17 protein-coding genes and 1 pseudogene are annotated in these 20,237 nt (G+C 69.6%); 10 read left to right on the top strand and 8 right to left on the bottom strand.

Translation table 11 applies throughout. The features are described from left to right. Window positions 1-106: 106 nt before the first annotated feature. The gene (gene wrbA / locus EF387_RS16200) at window positions 107-742 is read right to left on the bottom strand and encodes an NAD(P)H:quinone oxidoreductase (protein WP_128377241.1); all 636 of its coding nucleotides are present in this window, start codon (window positions 740-742) and stop codon (window positions 107-109) included. 57 nt (window positions 743-799) lie between these two features. After that, entirely contained in the window at window positions 800-2,299 is a 1,500-nt protein-coding gene (locus tag EF387_RS16195) for an aldehyde dehydrogenase family protein (RefSeq protein ID WP_128377240.1), read from the bottom strand. A gap of 142 nt (window positions 2,300-2,441) precedes the next feature. Between EF387_RS16195 and EF387_RS16190 the strand changes: the two genes are divergently transcribed. Next, window positions 2,442-3,149: an IclR family transcriptional regulator gene (locus EF387_RS16190; protein WP_162467148.1), complete on the top strand. Its 708-nt coding sequence runs from the start codon at window positions 2,442-2,444 to the stop codon at window positions 3,147-3,149. Window positions 3,150-3,225: 76 nt separating this feature from the next. Here the strand turns inward: EF387_RS16190 and EF387_RS16185 are convergent, their stop codons facing one another. The 3 genes from EF387_RS16185 to EF387_RS16175 form a co-directional block, all read right to left on the bottom strand. Then, on the bottom strand, window positions 3,226-5,172 hold the full coding sequence (locus EF387_RS16185) for a primary-amine oxidase (RefSeq protein WP_202918277.1): 1,947 nt from the start codon (window positions 5,170-5,172) through the stop codon (window positions 3,226-3,228). A 70-nt stretch (window positions 5,173-5,242) separates the two neighbouring features. Then, window positions 5,243-6,721: an APC family permease gene (locus EF387_RS16180; protein WP_128377237.1), complete on the bottom strand. Its 1,479-nt coding sequence runs from the start codon at window positions 6,719-6,721 to the stop codon at window positions 5,243-5,245. Window positions 6,722-7,242: 521 nt separating this feature from the next. Then, window positions 7,243-8,022, bottom strand: a complete 780-nt coding sequence (locus EF387_RS16175; protein ID WP_162467147.1) for an IclR family transcriptional regulator — start codon at window positions 8,020-8,022, stop codon at window positions 7,243-7,245. A gap of 174 nt (window positions 8,023-8,196) precedes the next feature. On the opposite strand from EF387_RS16175, the gene EF387_RS16170 reads away from it, so the two are divergent. The 9 genes from EF387_RS16170 to EF387_RS16130 all read left to right on the top strand — a co-directional run bounded on the left by EF387_RS16170 (window position 8,197) and on the right by EF387_RS16130 (window position 17,682). Beyond that, the gene (locus EF387_RS16170; RefSeq protein WP_128377235.1) at window positions 8,197-9,786 is read left to right on the top strand and encodes an acetolactate synthase large subunit; all 1,590 of its coding nucleotides are present in this window, start codon (window positions 8,197-8,199) and stop codon (window positions 9,784-9,786) included. An 11-nt stretch (window positions 9,787-9,797) separates the two neighbouring features. Beyond that, the gene (locus EF387_RS16165) at window positions 9,798-11,318 is read left to right on the top strand and encodes an aldehyde dehydrogenase family protein (RefSeq protein WP_128377234.1); all 1,521 of its coding nucleotides are present in this window, start codon (window positions 9,798-9,800) and stop codon (window positions 11,316-11,318) included. A 106-nt stretch (window positions 11,319-11,424) separates the two neighbouring features. Continuing rightward, the gene (locus tag EF387_RS16160) at window positions 11,425-12,219 is read left to right on the top strand and encodes an SDR family NAD(P)-dependent oxidoreductase (protein ID WP_128377233.1); all 795 of its coding nucleotides are present in this window, start codon (window positions 11,425-11,427) and stop codon (window positions 12,217-12,219) included. Window positions 12,220-12,294: 75 nt separating this feature from the next. Beyond that, window positions 12,295-13,317 carry a WD40/YVTN/BNR-like repeat-containing protein gene (locus EF387_RS16155; RefSeq protein WP_128377232.1) on the top strand — a complete coding sequence of 341 codons (1,023 nt, stop codon included), beginning with the start codon at window positions 12,295-12,297 and terminating at the stop codon, window positions 13,315-13,317. A gap of 2 nt (window positions 13,318-13,319) precedes the next feature. Then, window positions 13,320-13,847 (top strand): VOC family protein, encoded by a 528-nt coding sequence (locus EF387_RS16150; RefSeq protein ID WP_238431544.1) that lies wholly within the window; start codon window positions 13,320-13,322, stop codon window positions 13,845-13,847. A gap of 122 nt (window positions 13,848-13,969) precedes the next feature. Then, window positions 13,970-14,572 (top strand): amino acid synthesis family protein, encoded by a 603-nt coding sequence (locus EF387_RS16145; RefSeq protein WP_238431543.1) that lies wholly within the window; start codon window positions 13,970-13,972, stop codon window positions 14,570-14,572. A gap of 1 nt (window position 14,573) precedes the next feature. After that, window positions 14,574-15,446 carry an alpha/beta fold hydrolase gene (locus EF387_RS16140; protein ID WP_128377230.1) on the top strand — a complete coding sequence of 291 codons (873 nt, stop codon included), beginning with the start codon at window positions 14,574-14,576 and terminating at the stop codon, window positions 15,444-15,446. Then, on the top strand, window positions 15,443-17,125 hold the full coding sequence (locus EF387_RS16135) for a bifunctional 3-(3-hydroxy-phenyl)propionate/3-hydroxycinnamic acid hydroxylase (protein WP_128377229.1): 1,683 nt from the start codon (window positions 15,443-15,445) through the stop codon (window positions 17,123-17,125). The genes EF387_RS16140 and EF387_RS16135 overlap by 4 nt, the downstream gene beginning before the upstream one ends. Window positions 17,126-17,247: 122 nt before the next feature. Continuing rightward, complete coding sequence (locus tag EF387_RS16130; protein WP_128377228.1) at window positions 17,248-17,682, top strand: carboxymuconolactone decarboxylase family protein; 435 nt, start codon at window positions 17,248-17,250, stop codon at window positions 17,680-17,682. A 135-nt stretch (window positions 17,683-17,817) separates the two neighbouring features. On the opposite strand, the gene EF387_RS46685 is transcribed toward EF387_RS16130, so the two are convergent. The 3 genes and pseudogenes from EF387_RS46685 to EF387_RS16120 form a co-directional block, all read right to left on the bottom strand. Continuing rightward, window positions 17,818-17,979, bottom strand: a complete 162-nt coding sequence (locus tag EF387_RS46685; RefSeq protein WP_155589763.1) for a hypothetical protein — start codon at window positions 17,977-17,979, stop codon at window positions 17,818-17,820. A gap of 161 nt (window positions 17,980-18,140) precedes the next feature. Then, on the bottom strand, window positions 18,141-19,934 hold the full coding sequence (locus EF387_RS16125) for an ABC transporter permease subunit (protein ID WP_128377227.1): 1,794 nt from the start codon (window positions 19,932-19,934) through the stop codon (window positions 18,141-18,143). A gap of 6 nt (window positions 19,935-19,940) precedes the next feature. After that, window positions 19,941-20,093: pseudogene (locus EF387_RS16120) on the bottom strand (ABC transporter substrate-binding protein); the annotation flags it as partial. Window positions 20,094-20,237: the final 144 nt, after the last annotated feature.

The following is a 20,237-nucleotide window of genomic DNA, read 5'->3' as shown; positions in this document are numbered from 1 at the left end:
CCACGCATGCGCTCGGCTGGGGAGTCCGGCCGAGCGCTTCGCGTCGACGGTCCCAACTCGTCGCCGTATGAAGGAGCTTGACGGTCACTCCGTCCTGACTGTCGGCTCAGCCCTGAGCGGCGGACGCCTGCGCCCTGTCCGCCGCGAGCAACGTCGCGAACCGCGCCAACCGGGTCCCCTGGAAACGAGCGCAGTCCAGCGTGACCTCGTCCGGGGCCGTGGAGGGGAACCCCGCGGGCCACGATGTTCCATAGGGGTTTCCACCGGCGGCGTAGACGATGTCGTCCGTATAGCCGAGGGGGACGATGACCGCCCCCCAGTGGTAGAAGACGTTGTTCAGCGACAGGATCGTCGACTCCTGACCGCCGTGCCGCTCGGCCGAGGAGACGAATGTCGTCACCGGCTTGTCCGCCAGCTTCCCTTCCTGCCAGAGGCCTCCGGCGGAGTCGATGAACTGCTTCAGCTGCGCCGCCGGAGCCCCGTAACGCGTCGGTGTGCCGAAGGCGTATCCATCGGCCCACTCGAGATCAGCGAGTTCGGCGACCTCGACGCTCGATTCCGTCTCCTCGCGATGCCTGACCCAGTCCGGATTCGCGGCTATCGCCTCGGCGGGAGCGAGTTCAGCGACCCTGCGAAGCCGTACCTCGGCTCCCGCGGATTCAGCTCCTTCGGCCACAGCCTCCGCCAGCCGATGTACGGACCCGGTCGCGCTGTAGTAGACGACCAACACGTGTGCTGACACAGAAAACCCCTTCCCGAGGCATGAAGATCAGTCAAGAAATAGCGCTGTTCGGCCTGTTCACTTGGCCGGCGAATAGGACAGGACGGCAGTGACCGTCTTCTCCTCCGTATTCGCTTCGATGCCGGCCCAGCCGAGTTCCCGTCCCTGACCGCTGAGTTTGGAACCGCCCCACGGCAAGCGGGGATCGAGCGGCGCCCAGCCGTTGATCGCGACCGCACCCGCCCTCACCCTGCGAGCGACCACATGTGCCCGGCTGACGTCCGAAGTCCACAGGGTCGCCGCCAGTGCGTACTCGCTGTCGTTCGCTATCGCCACCGCGTCCGACTCCGCGTCGAACGAGATGATCGCGCCCACCGGCCCGAAGATCTCCCGGCGGGCGATCGTCATCGAGTTGTCCACCTCGGCGAACAGTGTCGGTTCGACGAAGAATCCCTTGCTGTACGGTCGGCCGCCACCGGTGATCAGGCGGGCGCCGTCGTCGGTTCCCGCCGTGATGTACTCAGAAACCCGTTCCAGTTGCCGGGCGTTGATCAACGCGCCCATCGTGGTGCCTTCGTCGAACGGATCGCCGACCTTGATGTCGCGCGCACACGCCACCAGACGTTCGACGAATTCGTCGTACACGGAACGAGCGACAAGGATCCGGCTGCCCGCGGCACACACCTCGCCCTGATTGGCGAAGATTCCGACCGCGACTCCCCGCGCGGCCTCGTCGAGGTCCGCGTCCTCGAAGACGATCTGGGGGCTCTTGCCGCCGAGTTCCAACGTCGTGCGCCGGAATCCCTTCGCGGCCGCCACGGCCACCTTGTAGCCCGTCTCGGGGCTTCCGGTGAACGAGATCTTGTCCACCCCCGGGTGATCGGCGAGCAGGTGCCCCGTCACGGCTCCGCGCCCCGGAAGCACACTGAACGCTCCCGCCGGGAACCCGGCTTCCTCGACCAGAGACGCGAGGAGCAGCGAGGTGAGGGGCGCGTCCTCCGGCGGCTTCAGGACGACGGCACAGCCCGCGGCGAGTGCGGGTGCGATCTTCCATGCCCCGATCATGGTCGGCGAGTTCCAGGGCGTGATGGCCGCGACGACTCCGACCGGCTCGCGCACGGTGTAGCTGTGTGTGGGCCTGCCCATGTACGGGGACGTCGGGATGGAGCGACCCTCCACCTTGTCCGCCCAGCCGGCGAAGTACCGGAATGCCTGGATCGTCTGGGGCAGGTCGATCGCGCGCGGCTCGAAGCCGGGCTTGCCGATGTCCAGCGACTCCAGCGTCGCGAACTCCTCGCTCCGCGCCTCGATCAGATCGGCAAGGTGGTTGAGCAGCCGCGCCCTGCCGCTCCCGTCCGTCCTTCCCCACACGCCCTCGTCCAGAGCGGACCGAGCGTGGGACACGGCTTCGTCGACTTCGTGGGCGCCGGCAGCCGCCACGGTCGTGAGCCGTCGTTCGGTGACCGGATCGATCACGTCGAAGGTGTCGACGCTGTGGCTGCTGTCCCATCGCCCGGCGATGTAGGGCTCCGTCGGAACCGTGCTGACCAGCTGTTCGGCTTCAGTGCGTGCTAGCATGAGTACGATTACCGTTCTATGTGGACGATATTCGAAACCATAGGATGAGGGTGACGCCCGGTCAAGGGTTCGTCGGCAGGGGACGGTTCGGGCGGCCGTGACATGATGTGCGGCACGGAAGAGCAGGAGGCGAGAAGAGATCGTGGCGGCAACCGGTGGGGAAACGTCCCTGACTCTCGACCGTGGTCTGACGGTGTTGTCACTGCTCGCCAGGAGCGCCGACGGTCTCACCGCGGCGGAACTCGCCGAGCGTCTGAGCATCGCCCGGGCGGCGGTCTACCGACTTCTGCGCACGCTGGAGGCGCACAGTCTCGTCGCCCGTATCGACACGAGGTACATCCTCGGATTCGGTGTGGCCGAACTGGCCGGGCAACTCAAACCACGACTGCAGGCCACTGTGCTGCCCATTCTGCGGCGGCTCAGCGAGCAGACCAACAGCACGGCACTGCTGAGCGTCGCCGACGGCGACCAGGCCCTGATCCTGCTGACGGCGGAGCCGCCGCACTCGACCATGCACCTCGCCATGCGGGAAGGTGCCCGGCACGCCCTGACCATCGGCGCGGACGGAATCGCCATTCTCGCCGGCAGGCCGGAGAGCGAGGAGGACACCGACGACGTCCTCGAGGCGCGTCGTCGCGGCTACGCCGTCAGCGTGGGCTCGATCCAGGAGGGTGCGATGGGCATCGCCGCCCCCATCCAGGTGTCGGACTGGTCGACCGCGAGCCTGGGCGTGGTGCAACTCGGCCTCAAGCTCATCGACGAACAGGTTCCGCACATGGTGACGGAGGCTGCCAGGACGGCCGCGACACGGCTCGTCGGGGCGCCGCGCCCGGAAGCAGTCAAGCGATAGCGCTCGCCGGTGCGTCGACCCCGCAGGGGCCACAGGCCCGTACTCGTCCGGCGGACGGGTACGGGCCTGGGACTTGTCACTCGTCGCCCTGGTCACCGTGCTGAGAGCCGGAGTGACAGTGCGTCGCCCCGTGGCCCCGCGGAGGCGGCACGTCCAGTGAGGGATTGCGGTCGAAGAATCCCACCGGCTTCAGAGCGAAGCCGACGTATTCGCACGGCATGATGGGCCAGTCCTCCGGTCGTGGCAGATGGGAGGTGCCGAAGGTGTGCCAGAGCACGACGTCCGTGTCGGCCAGATCGCGTTCCTGCTCGATCCACTTCCCGATCCCGTCTCCAGGGTGCTGGTTGGGGTAGTCGCCGGCCGCGTGCAGTTCGTCCGGGCTGTACCGGGTCACCCACAGGTGCGCCCGCGCGAACTCGGCGCGCCGCGCCAGATCGCTGTCGGGAGCGGCGAGCAGCGTCGGGCCGACGAAGGGGACGAGCTTGTAGGCGACGGGCTCGCCGAAACGGTTTCGCACGCCGGGATTGGTGATCTTCCAGGTGCGGGCGGTGCGCGGGTCGCACATCCTGCGCCCGTCGCGCTCGTTGGTGATCTCCGTGCGGCGGGCGACGATCGCGTTTCCGTACGGATTGTCGGGCCCCGTCGGAAGACCCACCGCGTCGACCTCCACGACCGTGTTGCGCGGCCCGTCGACCTCCATGTCCAAGCGCATGTTGAACAGGTGCTGGTGGTTCGGCGCGTCCAACTGCGGCGCCACGAGCGTTCCGTACGCGGGTACCTCTCCGGGAGCCACCGCGCGCGTCTGGACGATACCGGTCAGCTTGGCCTCGAACTGGATGGTGCCGTCGAGGTAGAAGTACCAGAAGAAGCCGTACTCGTAGTTGCCGATCGTGTGGATGGACGACACCACGAGACGCCGGGAACGCCTGACCTCCGCATGCTCGACATAGCGGAAGTCCCAGTGCTTCCAGAGGATTCCGTAGTCCTCCTCATGCAGACAGATGGCGTTGGAGATGGTGTGCGGGTTGCCCGACTCGTCGGCGAGCACCGCGTCGAGGTATCGGATCTCCCCGAGGCAGTCACATCCGAGAGTGAGCGAGCCCACCGTCTTTCCCAGGTTGTACTCGCCCGCGTCGAAGACGTTCCGGAAGTAGAAGTCGTCGCTGGTGTCACCGTAGGGCACCACCATCTCGCTGATACCGGCCCGGTGCACGATCGGGCGTCGGCGACCACCGTCCAGATAGGAGACGTCACTGATGACGAGGCCTTCCACCACGTCGACGTGGGCGTGCAGTCGCCATCGCTGCCACTCGATCACGTTGCCTGACACCGTGAACGAGGGTCCTTCGGGTTGGGTGATCTCGATCGGCCTGAGGTCGTCGCGCAGCGGCCCCACGCTCTCCAGGTCGTAGTTTCCGCTCTCCGGCGGAAGCGGCAGGGGATCCCCTTCCAGGATGGCGGCCACGGAACGGGCGTCGCAGTCGATGACGAACACGAGGTTTCCGACGGGCCTCGCGTAGCCGTTGTCCTCCTTGAAGTGCCGGACGTAGGCGCTCGCCCGGATCACTCGTCGTCGCGCGTCCACCCCCTCGATCGGCAGGGTGCCTGTCGACCAAGGGTCGAACTGCACCTGCGAGAGATCGTCGACACCGTGCCGGACCAGGGCCTCGACCGCGGCCGGATCCTTCTTCACGATCTCGTCGAGCGCCATCAACTCGTCGATCATGATCGCCGGCTGCACCCCGGGGAGGTGTGTCCAGGAGGCCAGGGTGTTGCCGGTGAGATCGACCCGGGCCTCGAACGTCGCGCTTGCCTCCGGATCGTAGACGACGAGGAACGCCACGCGAGGGATCGGGCGGGACGGATCGTACTTCCGCACCTTCTCCTTGTCCGGGAGGTCCAGGCGCACCAACGGGAACGTGATGGCCTTTCGTTGAGACTGATTCGCACGCACCACACCGACGGCTTGGGCTATTTCCTCGGCCTTCAACGGATCGTACGGGTGCGGCGTGGCGGTGGTCACTGCCATTTCCTCCTGCTGACTGTGTGTGGGGTGGATCGAAGGTGAGAAGCAGCCGGTGCTCCCGGTGTCGTCAGGGTGTGGTCAGCTCTCCGGACTTTCGCGCGGGCTCGTCGGCGACACCCTCCTGCCGGGGTGATCGCCCACGTGCGGCGAACGACCACACCACGCCGAGTGCCACCCACCCGAGCAAGGCCCAGGGAACGGTGTCGAGAGGGCTCGGCGCCTGGTAGACGGCACCGAACACCGCGCCCGCCGACACCAGCACTCCGACGCTCCCGGCAATGAGCAGTTTGGTGCGGCTGACATGCCGCCAGAGGCCCTTCACACCCACGGCGCCGACGACGAGATACATCAACGCCAGGCCCGTTCCGCCGAAACCGGCCATCCAACCGAACGCCGGCGACCACTGTGGTTGCAGGACACCGGGCTGAGCGGACTCGCGGGAGAAGATACCGTCCCCCAGGCGCACGCCGATGATGGTGACGCACGAGACGACGCCCAGCAGGGCGGCCCCCCAGACGGGAGTGAGGAACCGGCGGTGCAACTCCGCCAGCTTCGAGGGCAGTCCGCCACTGCGGGCCATCGAGAGCATGCCCCGGGTCGACGCGACACCGACGCCGATCGCCACCGCGAGGATGTCGAGGATGATCAGGACCGCCATGAAGTTCCCGAACCCGGCAGACCCGAACTCCTCGCCGGAGGCGAGTGCCTCGAGCGGGAAGACGCTGTCCTTCCATGCCTGCGCGTCAAGGCCGAAACCTATGTCCTGCGCGTAGGCGACGATCACGTAGTAGACCCCGACGATGGTGAGCGAGAACATGACCGCCCGGGGCACATGGCGCTTGGGGTTCGCGGTTTCCTCGGCGAGGTTGGCTGCCGACTCGAACCCGATGAACATGTTGATGCCGTAGAGGACACCGTAGAGAAGATCCAGGCGCCCCACGGAGAAGGGATTGAAGGGTTCGCTGGACAGGCCCTCACCGCTGCCGCCGACCCGGTAGACGATGACCAGGGAGAAGACGAGCACGACGACGATGGTGGCCAGGGCGAGAACGAGCTGCGCCCGGATGGACACGTGAACGCCGACCACGAGAATGACGACGACGACTGCCGCGTATCCCAGTGACAGCGGCCACCACGGTATGTCCAGGGACATGGCGTTCCTGAGCCACGTCTGCGTGAGTCCGCCGAGGACCAGGAACGTCGACGCTCCCAGGACCATCATGGCTCCGTAGTAGAGCCACCCGGCGATGACACCGATGCGCGGTCCGGCGCTGTCACTCACATATTCATAGAGCGACCCGCACAGATGGATGCGTTTCGCGTACTGGGCGATGACCCATCCCACCCCGCACATGCCGACGCCTGCGATGACGATCGCTGTCGGGGTGGCGACGCCTGCGCCCCGCCCCGTGGCCGACAGGCCCACGACCAGGGGCAGGAGGGCGGCGACCGAGAACACGGGTCCCATGAAGCCGATGGATTGGGTGAGGACGCCGATCAGTGACAGGCGGCCTTGGGCCAGGGTGGTGCGATCAGGGCTTGTCATTCCCGATCAGCCTCCAGTTTTGCCGCTGTGCGATTTTCGTACATGGTGTACGTTTGTTGAAAGCACATGGTGTGGGGGCCTGTGTGGGGTGTCAAGGCCTCAGGCGGTATCCGACGGCCGGAGGCAGGCGGGTCCGCTTCGCTCGGGGTGACACCGAACGACTGCCCGCCGGGTCCGGGCATCACGGTCGCAGCGGGCGCCCGTGAGTCTCACCATCCGCGAGTCTCAGAGCCCGCGAGTCTCAAAGCCCTCGAGTCTCAGAGCCCGCGAGTCTCAACGACGGCCGCCGTCCGCCGTGGAGCCGGGCGCGCAGGGACGACCGTCGCCGCCCGCCGGATCGATGCGGCCGTCTTGCGGAGGAACCAGTGCCCCGGTGGCAGGCAACGTTGGGGCGAACGTTGCCTGCCACCGGGGCACCGGCCCTCGGGCGCGGCGGCCGTCGAGGAGACGGCGGCGGCTGCTCGACGCGCCGGCCGTGGAACGGACCGCGGCGCGTGCCAAGTAGCCGAGCTCGGCCGGCCCTACCTGGTTCCCAGCAGGAACGCGCGGGCCGCCTGCGCGGCGGAGACCACATCCGGCGTGGCATCGTCGACGCGGTCCCGCCGGTGTGAAACGAACGTGACACAGGCGTCCAGCACGTCTCCGTCGCGAGCGAGCGGGGCCGCGACCGCATGAGCTCCCGGTTCCACCTCGCCGTGAGTGGTCACCCAGCCCCGGCGGCGCGCCTCACGGACGGTGACAGAGTCGTCGTCAGCCGGCGCCCGTCCGGCCCGGATCGCGCACGGGGCGGCCCCGCGGTCCAGCGGTTGGCGAGATCCCTTGCGGTAGGCGAGGTGGTAGTCGGCGTCCTGGGGGACCGCCGTGGCAACGGCGACGACACTGTCCGGTTCCGGGAAGAACAGGATCGCCGTACCGCCGTACCGGTCCGCAAGCTGTTGCAACAGGGGCTGGATGAACTCGGCGAGGGTGGGCCGCGAGGTGCCCGCGAGCGTGTGCAACTCTCCCCCGGGCACGTAGACGCCGTCCGCGGTCTTCACCAGGAACCCTTCCGAGGCGAGAGTGCCGGCGAGCCGATGCACCACGGTCCGGTGCAGTCCCGTCCGGGCAGCGATCTCCGCCACCGTCAGACCACGGGGCTGGTGAGCGACGGCTCGCAGGACGGCCAGGCCTCGGACGAGGGTTTGCGACGGGGGCTGACTGGGACGCTTCGCCCCTTCCTCGGGCCCGCCCTCGGAGTCGTTCCCCCTGTCGTTCGCGGCCTCTGTCCGCACGCTGCCTACCGCCTTCCGGGATCCGCTCACGCGTTCAGCGTATGGCACGGGTTCGCAGGGCCCGAGGTTGGCGCCGGGGCCCGAGGTTGACGCCGCGGGCCTGAGAGTTGACGCCGGGGCCCAAGGGTTGACGCCGGGCCATCCCGTCCCCATGCTGTGCACTATACGCACGGACGGTGCGCATAGTGCACGGAGGAAGCATCCATGACCCACGGCACCACCGTCTGGCAGGCGAACCGGTCCGGCGGACTGACCGGAGCCGAGGCCCTGATCGAGACCTCACTCGCCGCCGGAGTCGACGTCTGCTTCGCCAATCCGGGGACCACGGAGATGCCTCTCGTCGCCGCGCTCGACTCGATTCCCGGCACCCGCGCGGTGCTCGGGCTCTTCGAGGGCGTGTGCACCGGTGCGGCCGACGGCTACGCCCGTCTCACCGGCCGGCCGGCGATGACGTTGCTCCATCTCGGCCCCGGTTTCGCCAACGGCATCGCGAACCTGCACAACGCCCGGCGGGCCAACTCTCCGGTCTTCAACGTCATTGGAGATCACGCCAGTTGGCATCTCGCCCATGACGCGCCCCTGACGTCGGACATCGCCTCGCTGGCGAGCCCTGTTTCCGGCTGGCTCGGCACCGCCGCCTCCGGCGCGGACCTGGCCCGGCTGACCGCCCGAGCCATCACGGCCGCCAGGACCGCGCCCGGTTGCGGGGCCACGCTGATCGCCCCCGCCGACTTCCAGCAGGAGGTGCTCACGGCCCCGGTCGACGTCGAGTTGCCCGGCACCCGGCGTCGGCGGCGAGTGGCGGCGGAGGTCATCGACCCGATCGCCAAGCGGCTGCGCGCCGGGGAGCGCGCCGTCTTCCTGCTGGGCGGCACGGCACTCGACGAGCGCGGCCAACGGGCGGCGGCCCGGATCGCGGCCGCCACCGGCGCCGTCCTGTACAGCGAGACCTTCCCGGCCGCCGCCGAGCGCGGCGGCGGCCTTCCGGACCTCGACCGGCTCCCCTACTTCCCGGAGAAGACCGTCGAGGCCCTCGCGGATGCTCAACTGATTGTGCTGGCAGGGGCGTTGGAGCCCGTGTCGTACTTCGGATACGAAGGGGTGCCCAGCCTGCCGGCTCCTCCGGGCACGGTGGAGGTCCTGAGCACGCCCGAGGAGGACGGCGCACTCGCTCTGGAAGCCCTGGCTGACACGCTCGGTGCTCCCGCGACGGCACCGCGGCCCCAGCCCTGCGACGAAGGGCTTCCGGACGGTGCGCTGACACCGCAGGCGGTCGGCCGTATCGTCTCGGGGCTGCTGCCCGAACACGCCATCGTCTCGGTGGAGGGCGGCACGTGCGGCTACCCCTTCTTCACCGCGTCATGGAGCGCCGCTCGCCACACCGCACTGACCAATACCGGCGGAGCCATCGGCCAGGGCCTGCCCGCCGCACTCGGCGCCGCGATCGCCGCGCCCGACCGCAAGGTCGTCGCCCTGCAGTCCGACGGAAGCGCGCAGTACACCATCCAGTCGCTGTGGACGATGGCCCGTGAGCAGCTTCCCGTCGTGACCCTCATCGCCTCCAACCGCGCCTACAACGTGCTGCGCACCGAACTCGGCCGGCACGGCCAGAGTCGACCGGGCCCCAAGGCGACGGCACTCACCAGCCTGGACGGACCGGCCTTCGACTGGCCGGCGCTGGCCCGTGGCTACGGCGTGCCCGGCACCCGGGTGGAGACCGGCGAGGCACTCCGGCGCGAACTCGGCCGCGCGCTCGCCGCCGACGGTCCCCAGCTCATCGAGATGGCCCTGTGAGAGGAGCCGCCATGCACAGCGCAGCAGACCCGGTCGCCCGCGCGGCGGACTCGGTGAGTCGTTTCCTGGCCGAACCGCGGACCATGTTCATCGGCGGCCACTGGGTCGGAGCCCTCTCCGGCCGCTCGTTCCCGAGCATCGACCCCGCCACCGGCACCGTTCTCACCACCGTTCCCGACGGCGATGCCGCCGACATCGACGCGGCCGTCGCCGCGGCACGCCGCGCCCTCGACGATCCCGGCTGGCGGCGGATGAGCCCCTTGGAGCGGGGCGCGCTGCTGAACCGTGTCGCCGACGTCGTCGAGGCGCACGCCGATGAACTGGCCCTGCTGGAGTCACGCGACAACGGCAAGCCGGTCTCGGTGGCGCGGGCCGTGGACGTGGGCACCAGTGCGAAGCTGTTCCGGTACTTCGCGGGCTGGCCGAGCAAGCTGGAAGGCAGCACGATCCCCGTCTCGCCGCGCGGCGGACTGCGGGTGCTGAACTACACGACGCGGCAACCGGTGGGCGTGGCCGGTCTGATCGTGCCGTGGAACTTCCCTGTGTCGATGGCGTGCTGGAAGCTCGCGCCCGCGCTGGCCGCCGGCTGCACGGTCGTCCTCAAGCCGGCCGAGGAGACCCCGCTGTCCACGCTGCGGTTCGCCGAGCTGCTCCAGGAGGCGGGGGTGCCGGACGGCGTCGTCAACGTCGTCACCGGTCGCGGTGCCACCGCGGGAGCCTCCCTCGCCGCCCATGACGGTGTCGACAAGATCGCTTTCACCGGGTCCACCGAGACCGGCCGCGCAGTCGTCCACGCCGCCGCGGGGAACCTGAAGAAGGTCTCCCTGGAACTCGGGGGCAAGTCTCCGAACATCGTGCTTCCCGACGCCGATCCCGAGGCCGTCGCCGAGGCCGCCGCGCAGGCCGTCTTCTTCAACCAGGGCCAGGTCTGCACGGCCGGCTCCCGGCTGTATGTACACCGGAAGATCTTCGACGAGGTGCTGGACGCGGTGGCGGAGCGCGCCCGGGGGATCGTCGTCGGGCCCGGCAGCGACCCGGCAACCGAGATGGGCCCGTTGGTGTCCGCGAGACACCACGAGAGGGTCGCCGGATTCATCGCGGCCGGGCGGGAGCAGGGCGCCAGGCTGGTGGCGGGCGGCGGGCGGCCCGAGCTCGACGCGCCGTACGACGGTGGCTACTTCCTCCAGCCGACCGTGTTCGCGGCGGGCGACGACGGCCTGCGCATCGTCCGGGAGGAGATCTTCGGTCCGGTGCTGGCGGCGATGAGCTGGGACGACGTGGACGAACTGGTCGAGCGGGCCAATGACTCGCCGTTCGGGCTGTCGGCCGGCATCTGGACCTCCGACCTGGGCCACGCCCACCGCATCGCCGACGAACTGCAGGCGGGCACGGTGTGGATCAACTGTTACAACCTCACGGACCCCGCGTCGCCCTTCGGCGGGTTCAAGCAGTCCGGCTGGGGCCGGGAGATGGGCCGGGCCGTGCTCGACCTCTACACCGAGGTCAAGAGCGTCTGGGTCAACCTCGGCTGACATCCGAAGCCCATGTGGGCGAAGCCCGTTGTTGGCGAAGTCCCGTGTGGGCGAAGCCCGTGTTGGCGAAGCCCCTTGTTGCCGATCACCCCTGTGGGAGTCACGCATGGACCTGGAACTGGGCGGCAGGACCGCCATCGTCACCGGCGGCAGCCTGGGCATCGGCCGAGCCACTGCCCGCGAACTCGCGGCCGAAGGCGCGACCGTCGTCATCACCGCACGTCGGCTGCCCCTGCTGGAAGCCACCGCGAAGGAACTCGAGGCCGAGACAGGCGGCCGGGTCATCCCTCTGGTCTCGGACACCAACGACACCGAGTCCGTACGCGCGATGGTACGGCGCGTGGGCGACGAACTGGGGCGGATCGACGTCCTCGTCAACGGCGCGGCCGCCCCTTCCGGGCTGGTACGCAACTCGGTCGAGGAAGCCGACCCCGAGCTGCTGCTGGCCGACATCAACACCAAGGTCGTCGGCTACTTCCGGTGCGCGCAGGCCGTCACCCCGCACATGAAGGCGGGTGGCTACGGCCGGATCGTCAACATCGGTGGACTGACCGGCCGTTCCAGCCACGCGCTCTCCGGCATGCGAAACCTCGCGATCGTCCACCTGACGAAGGCGCTCTCCGACCAGCTCGGACCGTCCGGCATCACCGTCAACACCCTGCACCCCGGCGTGGTGGAGACCGAGCACATCCACGAGCTGTACGAGAAGGAGGCCGTCAAGCGCGGCATCACCGCGGCCGAGGTCGAGGCGGACTTCGTCGCCCGTACCCCGATCCGCCGGGTTCTGGAGGCGGTCGAGATCGCCCAGGCCGTGTGCTTCCTGGCCTCGCCGCGGGCCGCCGCGATCACGGGAGAGTCGCTGGGCGTCGACGGCGGTCTCACGCGCGGCGTCTTCCTCTAGGGCCTGGTGCGACAGTCCGGGCCAACCAATCACCCCACTCCCCTTGTTCCGCAGTTCCGAAAGGAAGCCCACGACATGGAAGGCACCATCCTGGTCGCCACCGCAGGCCAGGGCGTCCTGCGCTCCTCCGACGACGGGGCCACCTGGTCCCGTCTCGGACTCGGGCAGGACCTGGAATTCGACGCCGTCGTACGCTGCCTGGCCGTACACCCCGAACAGCCCGACGTCGTCTGGGCCGGCGCCGACGCGGGTCTCGTCCGCAGCGGCGACGCCGGCGTCACCTGGCACCGCGTCGACTCGCCCATGAACGGCCGGACCATCTGGTCGCTGGCGATCGACCCCACCCATCCGGACACGATGCTCGCCGGAACCGGCGCTCCCTCCCGGGCAGCCGTCTTCCGCACCACCGACGGCGGGGCGACCTGGGAGCAACTGCCGCCCGAGATCCCCGAGTTCTGTGCGGGCGTCAACCGTCCAAGGATCCTGACCTGCGTCGTCGACCGCTACGAGCCCAAGAACATGTGGTTCGGCATCGAGGAGGGCGGTCTGTGGCGCAGCGGCGACCGGGGTGACACCTGGGACCGGATCGACGGCACACCCGCCACCCTGCCGCAGGGCGTCACCAACTCCGACATCCACTGCGTGCTCGTCCTCGAGGGTCCTCCCAAGACGATCGTCGTCGCCGTCGTCAACGCGCTCTTCGTCAGCCAGGACGACGGTGCGACCTGGACCCGTACCGACTCCCGCAAGACGTTCGGCATCTACTACACCCGGCTGGTCAAGCAGCTCCCCGGCACCAACGACCTGCTGCTCGGCATCGGCGACGGCACCCCCGGTACCACCACCAGGATCCTGCGCTCCGAGGACCTGGGGCGCACCTGGCAGGACACCGCCCTGGACACACCGGCCAACTCGACCGTGTGGGCCTTCGGAACGCACGCCGCCGACCCGGAACTGGTCTTCGCGGGAACGAAGTACGGCCATCTCCTCCGCTCCACCGACGCCGGTCGCACCTGGCGCAAGGAGTGGCGTGAGTTCAGCGAGATCACCGACGTGACCTGGACTCCGGCAGTAGCACCCGCCACGGAAGGACACTGACATTGGATCCCGACGAGCGCATACTCGACCCGCACGAGGAGCCCACGCCGATCCCCGCCGACCCGCGGGACGCTCCGAAGCCGCGGGTACGCCGCACCCATCTGTCGCTGTTCGTCCGCGACCCGGAGGCGTCGGCCCCGTGGTACGAGGACGTCCTCGGCATGGAGGTCACCGCACGCGGCCCGCAGTGGGTGTTCCTGTCCTTCGGGAAGAAGCACCATGACATCGCCCTCATCCGCGCCGAGGACGGAGCCGTCACCGGCGGAGTCGGCCTTCAGCACTACGGGCTGGAGGTGGAGGGCGACCTCGACGAGTGGCGGCGGCTGTACGGGATGCTGCTGGCCAAGGGCGTACCGGTGGTCAAGACGACGGACCACAAGATCGGCTTCGGCCTCTACTTCACGGACCCGGACGGCAACCGCTTCGAGTTCTTCCACGAGACGGTCACCGACGACGAGGAGGGCAAGCGCATCCTCGGTCTCCACGGCGCCCCCAGCGACCCGGTGGAGATCGAACCGCTCCGCGGTTAGTGCTGCCGCCACCTGTGCCGCGTCCCGCCGTCGTTGGCGTCCCGCCCGCTGTCCCGTCCTGCCTCTTCACGGAGCCAGTCATGCCCGCATCGCACCGCCCTGCGCACCCCGAGGAAACACCCGTGCCCCAGCCCAACTTCGCCGGCTACCACATCCGCAAGTGGTTCACCCAGACCGAGGACACCCTCGCCAACGAGACGGGCGTCCTCGCGGACGGCGAGCCCGTACGCAAGATCGTCATCGCGGCGGCCATCCACAATCCCTACGCCGGCCGGTTCAGCCAGGACCTCGGCGACATCGTCGCCGACTCGCCCCAGCTCGGTGAGGAGTTCGGCCGACGGATCAAGGAGGCGGCCGGCGGCCGTGCCATCCAGAGTTACGGGAAGGCGTGTCTGGTCGGCACGGCCGGCGAGTACGAACACGGCAACGCCTTCCTCACAGCGGTCTTCGCGGACCCGGTGCGCGAGGCGGTCGGCGGCGGGAAGGCGTGGGTGCCCTCGACCGGAAAGCGCGGCGGGCCCGGCACCGTCCTCGACGTTCCGCTGGCGCACAAGGACGCCCTCTACGTCCGTTCGCACTACGACACCGTCACGGTGAGCTTCTCCGACACCCCGAACGCGGACGAGGTGGTGGTCGTCTTCGCGTTCGCCACACGCGGCCGGCTGCACGCCCGGCTGGGCGGCATCAGTGCCGACGAGGTCCACGGCCAGGACGGGCTGCACTGAGATGGCCGCCGACACCACCTCTGTCGGGCAGGACCGATTCCTCACCATCAACGGCCTGCGCACGCACTATGTCGAATGGGGCGAGGCGGACCGGCCCGCCATCGTCATGCTGCACGGCCTGCGCAGCTACGCCCGGACGTTCGAGCCGCTGGCGGAGCGGCTCGGCCACCGCTACCGCGTACTGGCCCCGGACGCCCGTGGGCGGGGTGACAGCGACTGGGACCCGCGAGGCGAGTACTACACGGACTCCTATGTCGCCGATCTGGAGGAGTTCACCGACCGCCTCGGGCTTGACCGGTTTCTGCTGCTGGGCCATTCCATGGGCGGCACCACCACGTACGTCTACGCCGCGCGTCACCCCGAGCGGGTCGGCGCGGCGGTCGTCGAGGACATCGGGCCCGGCTCGTCGCTGTCCGGCGAGGGAGCCGAGCGCATCAAACGCGAAGTGGCGAACACTCCCTGCGACTTCCCCAACCGGGAGGCGGCCCGCGCGTACTGGCGCGGCATCCGTCCGAACATCTCCGAAGAGGCCCTCGAATCCAGGCTGCGGCACACGCTCGCTCCCGACGGAGAGGGACGGTGGCATTGGAAGTTCGACCTGGCGGGTATCTCGGCGGCCCGCCTCGACCCGGATCCGGCCCGCCAGGTGGACCTGTGGCCGTACGTCGAGGCCCTCAGGTGCCCGACCCTGGTCGTCCGGGGCGGGGAGTCGGACTTCCTCCCCGCCGCCACCTTGGCCGCGATGGCGCAACGCAACCCGCGCGTCCGCACGGTGGAGATTCCCGGTGCGGGCCACTACGTGCACGACGACGCCCCGGATCTGTTCCGTCACCACCTCACAAGATTCCTCAGGAGTTCGGAGGTTGTCCGATGACCGAACCGGTCGCACACCGCACCCAGGTGGTCGTCGTCGGTGCCGGACCCGTCGGAGCGACGGTCGCGAACTACCTCGGCCTCTACGGAGTGCGCACGCTGCTGATCGACCGCAGTGAGGAGATCGTCGACTACCCGCGTGCCGTCGGCATGGACGACGAGTGCCTGCGCAGCTTCCAGGGCATCGGGCTCGCCGACGAGATGCTGGCCGACATGATCCAGAACGTGCCGCTGAAGATGTTCGCCGCGAACGGCCGCTGTCTCGCCGACATCAGGCCGGACACCAGGGAGTTCGGCTGGCCCCGGCGCAACATCTTCATGCAGCAGCTCGCCGAGCGCACGCTGCGCGCCGGCCTGCGACGCCATCCCCATGTGCGCCCTCTGCTGGGGCACGAACTCGTCCGCGTGGAGCAGGACGGCACCGAGGCCCGGCTCCACGTCAAGGGCCCCGGGGGCGAGCGCGTACTCGTCCACACCGAGTACGTGGTCGCCGCCGACGGCGGCCGCAGCACCGTGCGCGAGCAACTCGGCATCCCACTCAGCGGCGACACCCATCCGCGCAAGTGGGTGGTCATCGAGTGCGACAACGATCCGCTCGACGCCCCGTACACAGGGCTGCACGGCGACCGGAAGCGCCCTTACGTCTGCCTCGACCTGCCCTACAACTACCGCCGTTGGGAGTTCATGCTGTTCCCCGGCGAGGACGCCGAGGTCATGCTCCGGCCGGAGAAGGTACGCGAACTCCTCACCGGGCACGTTCCTGATCCGGCGGCGCTCAACATCATCCGAGCCCGCGTCTACACGCACCACTCGCGGGTCGCCGACCGTTTCGTGGACGGCCGGGTCTGCCTCGCGGGGGACGCCGCCCACCTCATGCCCCCATGGGTCGGGCAGGGCCTGAACACCGGTGTACGGGACGCGACCAATGTCGCCTGGAAGCTCGCGGCGATCGTCACCGGGCGCGCCCATCCGAGGATCCTTGCCAGCTACGACACCGAGCGGCGCGAACACGCCCAGGCCATGGTGGACCTGTCGGACACCTTCGGCCGGTTTCTGTCACCGACGAGCCCGGCGGTGGCCCGCGTCCGCGACGTCCTGTTGCGCGGGCTCACGGTGGCACCGTCGGTGCGCGACTGGGTGGTGCAGATGAGGTTCAAGCCCGTGCCCCGGTACGCGGAGGGCGTCATGCTGCACCGGCGCGGGCCGGTGCGGAAGGATTCACCGGTGGGCCGGATGTTCATCCAGCCGAGGGTCGAGACCGCCGACGGGCGGGTGCTGCCGCTCGACGAGACACTCGGCGAGTGGTTCGCCCTCATCGGCTACGGCACTGATCCGCTCGTGCATCTGGATCCCGGCACCCGTGCCTTCTGGGACCGCATCGGCACGCGCTACCTCACCGTCGTCGAATCCCGCTCCGGCCGGTCCCGTACCGAGCGGCGCACGTCGACGACCGACTCGGTGACGGTGGAGGACATCGACGGCACGCTGCGGGACTGGTTCGCCCAGCACGAGGGCACCGTCGCCGTGATCCGCCCCGATCGGTATGTCGCGGCCCTGACCGATCCGCGCGACCTGGCTTCGGTGAGCGACGCCTTCGAACGGCTGGTCGCGCCGTCGTGGTCGGCGGAGTTCAAGGATGCCTGGCACTCGCTTCCCGTCACGGAGGGGGAGGCGTCGTGATCATCGAGCGACGTCGCGGCTTTCGGGGGCCGCGTGCGTGAGCTGCCGGTGCGCCGGACCGACCGACTCCTCGTCCCCGCCACACCCCATGTCCGCACCGCCCCGTAGGAAGGAGGCCGAGGATGACCACGGACACGGTCCCCTCGAAGGCCGCACAGGAGTACATCGACGCCATGGCCCGCGACCGCGGGTACGTCCTCGACTATCACAAGGTCATGGCGCAGCACGACTTCGATGTCCTGCAGGCGACGAACGGCCTGGTCAAGGCCGCCTATCTGAGACCCCGCACGCTGGACCGCCGTACCAAGGAACTGTTGTTCATCCTCAGCCTCACGGTGATGAGGGCCGCCAGGGAACACATCCAGAGCCATATCCGGGTGGCCCTCGGCCTCGGTGTCACTCCGCAGGAGATCCTGGAGGCCATCGAGATCGCCCTCCCGGAGGCGGGCATCGTCGCGTTCCAGGCAGGCCTCGAGGCCTGGCGGGAAACCGTCGGTGCCACCGGAATCGAGCCGAGGACCACCGCCCAGGAAGGCGGTTCCGGCACGCCGGATTGAGCGGCACGACCGTCGCCCTGTGAGCATCGGCGTGCTACTTCCACAGCGTGCCGGTCAAGGCGATGCCCGCGAGCAGGCCCCAGCACACCAACAGCGCGAAGTGGCATCCGCAACCGACGGAGCACGACAGGTGGATCATCGCGCACCGGCCAGGAGTTGTGGGGCAGCCAGCTGCGCGTTCGGGCCGAGGGCGACTGTGCAGCGGTGCGGCCGGACCTGCGCGTACAGCGCATTGAACGTCTGCCGCGCGGCCAGGGGCGCATCAGACGTCGTCGCCGGGTTGGAGGCGGTGTTCACGAGAGTCTCCTACGGTCTGTCGGTCACCGCGTCGGCGGTCACTGCCCGTCCTCTTGACCTGCGCCGCCATCCCATCGCCAGTCCCTCGGGCATTCAATCCCCCGACCAGCGGGACCACCCCCGCCGACAGGGTGGACTCCGAGCGTGCGCAGACGTGCCGGTCAGCGTCGGCGCAGCCTCTGCCCCGTCGCGGTGGTCACCGTGGCCGTGCCGGAGACGGCGAGGACGGAGAGCAGGACGAGTGCGCATGCCGGGCCGAGTACGGTCCAGGGCGCCAGTTCCACGTACGGCTGGTTCTCCGACAGCAGGCGGCCCCACTCCGCGGTGGGCGGCTGCTCGCCCAGTCCGAGGAAGCCGAGGGAGGCCAGCACGAGGACCGCGGTGGGCAGGCGCAGGAGGGCGTTGCGCAGTACGGCGGGCAGTACTGCGGGCAGCAGATGATGACGGAACAGATACCCCGGGCCGGCGCCGAGGGAGATGGACGCGAGCATGTGGCCGCTGGCCCGTTCCTGTTCGAGCAGGGCCGCGGCCTGGGCCGCGTAGGGGGTCCAGCCGACCAGGCAGACCGCGCAGGCGGCACCCCAGGCCGACGGGCCGGTCACCGCGGTCGTCAGCAGTCCGGCGAGGACCGCGGGCAGCGTGGACACCACTTCCGTCAGGCCCGCGCCCACCTGTGCCGCCATGGCGAGCAACAGCCCGGTGACGACGCTGACCGCCGTTACCGCGAGGGCCACGCCCACCGTGCGCAGTGCCCCGTGGCCCAACCGGGCCAGCAGATCACGGCCGAGCGAATCCGTGCCCAACGGGTGGGCGGCGGAGGGCGGGAGCAGCCGGGCCGCAGTGTCGACGTGCAGGGGATCGCGCAGCAGGCCGGCGATGACCAGGGTGAGCAGGGACACGGCGCAGGCTCCGGCGACCCAGCGGGCGGAGCGCCCTCGCGGGAGTGCGGGCGCGTGCAGGGCGGGCAGGGCCCCGTCCCGTAGGGCCGGGCCGAGCAGGGCGCGGCGCAGGGCTTGGATGAAGAGGCCGGCGGTGATGCCGAGCAGGATGAGGGCGAGTGTCGTGGTCTGCAGGGGCGGGAGGTCCTGGGCGATGGCGGCGTCCAGGGCGAGGCGGCCGAGCCCTGGAATGTTGAAGATCTTCTCCACTGCGACGGCACCGCCGACCAAGGCCACGACGGTCGGCAGCAGTTGCGGCAGGACGCCGGCCAGCGTACGGCGCAGCGCGTGCCGGGCGATGTGGCCGGGCGCGAACCCGTAGGCCTGCCAGGTCCGGGCCCACGGCTCGTTGAAGGCGGCGGGCAGTGACTGGTCGAGCAGACCGCCGATCATCGCCCCGGACGGTACACCGAGGGCGAGCGCGGGCAGCACCATCGACGGCGGTCCCTCCCACCCGCTGGACGGGAACCAGCCCAGCCACACCCCGCACACGGTGGCGAGCAGTGAGGCGAGCAGGAACTTGGGCAGCGCGGCGAGGACCGCGGCCCCGGTGGTTCCTCTCCCCCGGTGCAGCCGTCGCCGGGATCCGCGATACAGGGTGCGGGCGCTGACCAGCGCGGCGACCGCGATGGTGACCACGAGCGCGCCGAGCATCAGCGTGAAGGAGACGGCGAAGGCGGCCGTCACCTGGGGCAGGACCTCTTCGCCCGATACCCAGGAGGTGCCCGCCTCGCCGCGCGGCAGCCCGCCCAGCCAGTGCGCGAGGTGGGTGAACGGCCCCTCGTCGAGGCCCAGTTGTTCACGGACGGCGGCCAGTTGCGCGGGGGTCGGATCCTGGTCGGCGGAGCGGGCCCGCAGCACCGTAAGCGCGGGGTCGGTCCCGGACAGCCAGGGCAGCAGGGCCACGGCCGTCAGCAGCGCCGCGCCGGCGGCGAGCCGGCCGAGGCCCGTGCGCCACCGGATCGGGCGGACACCAGCAGCGGCACCGGCACCGGCACCGGCCGATGTGACGCTCATCGGCTGCTACTTCAGGTGGGTGTCGACGTCGATCAGCGAGCGTTCGCGCGGGTCGAGGAGCACGTCCTCGACCTTCGTGCCGATGCCCTGGACGACCTTCTCGTGGACCAGGGGTACGACGGCGTCGGTGCGCAGGATCTCCGCCTCGGCCCACATGATCCGCTGACCGCCCTCGCCGGGCACGAAACAGCCTGCCAGCAGCGGGGTGAGAGCGAGCGCCGCGAAGAGGCCACGGGAGGTCGTACGCATGGGAGTCCTGTCGTGCGGGAGAAGAACGAGCCATGACAGCATATAAGGTAAGGC

The sequence above is a fragment of the Streptomyces cavernae genome, assembly GCF_004023625.1.
In the GTDB taxonomy this organism is placed as follows: Bacteria; Actinomycetota; Actinomycetes; order Streptomycetales; family Streptomycetaceae; genus Streptomyces; species Streptomyces cavernae.
The sequence above is the reverse complement of the archived record's forward strand: the minus strand, read 5'-3'. Positions and strand labels throughout refer to the sequence as shown.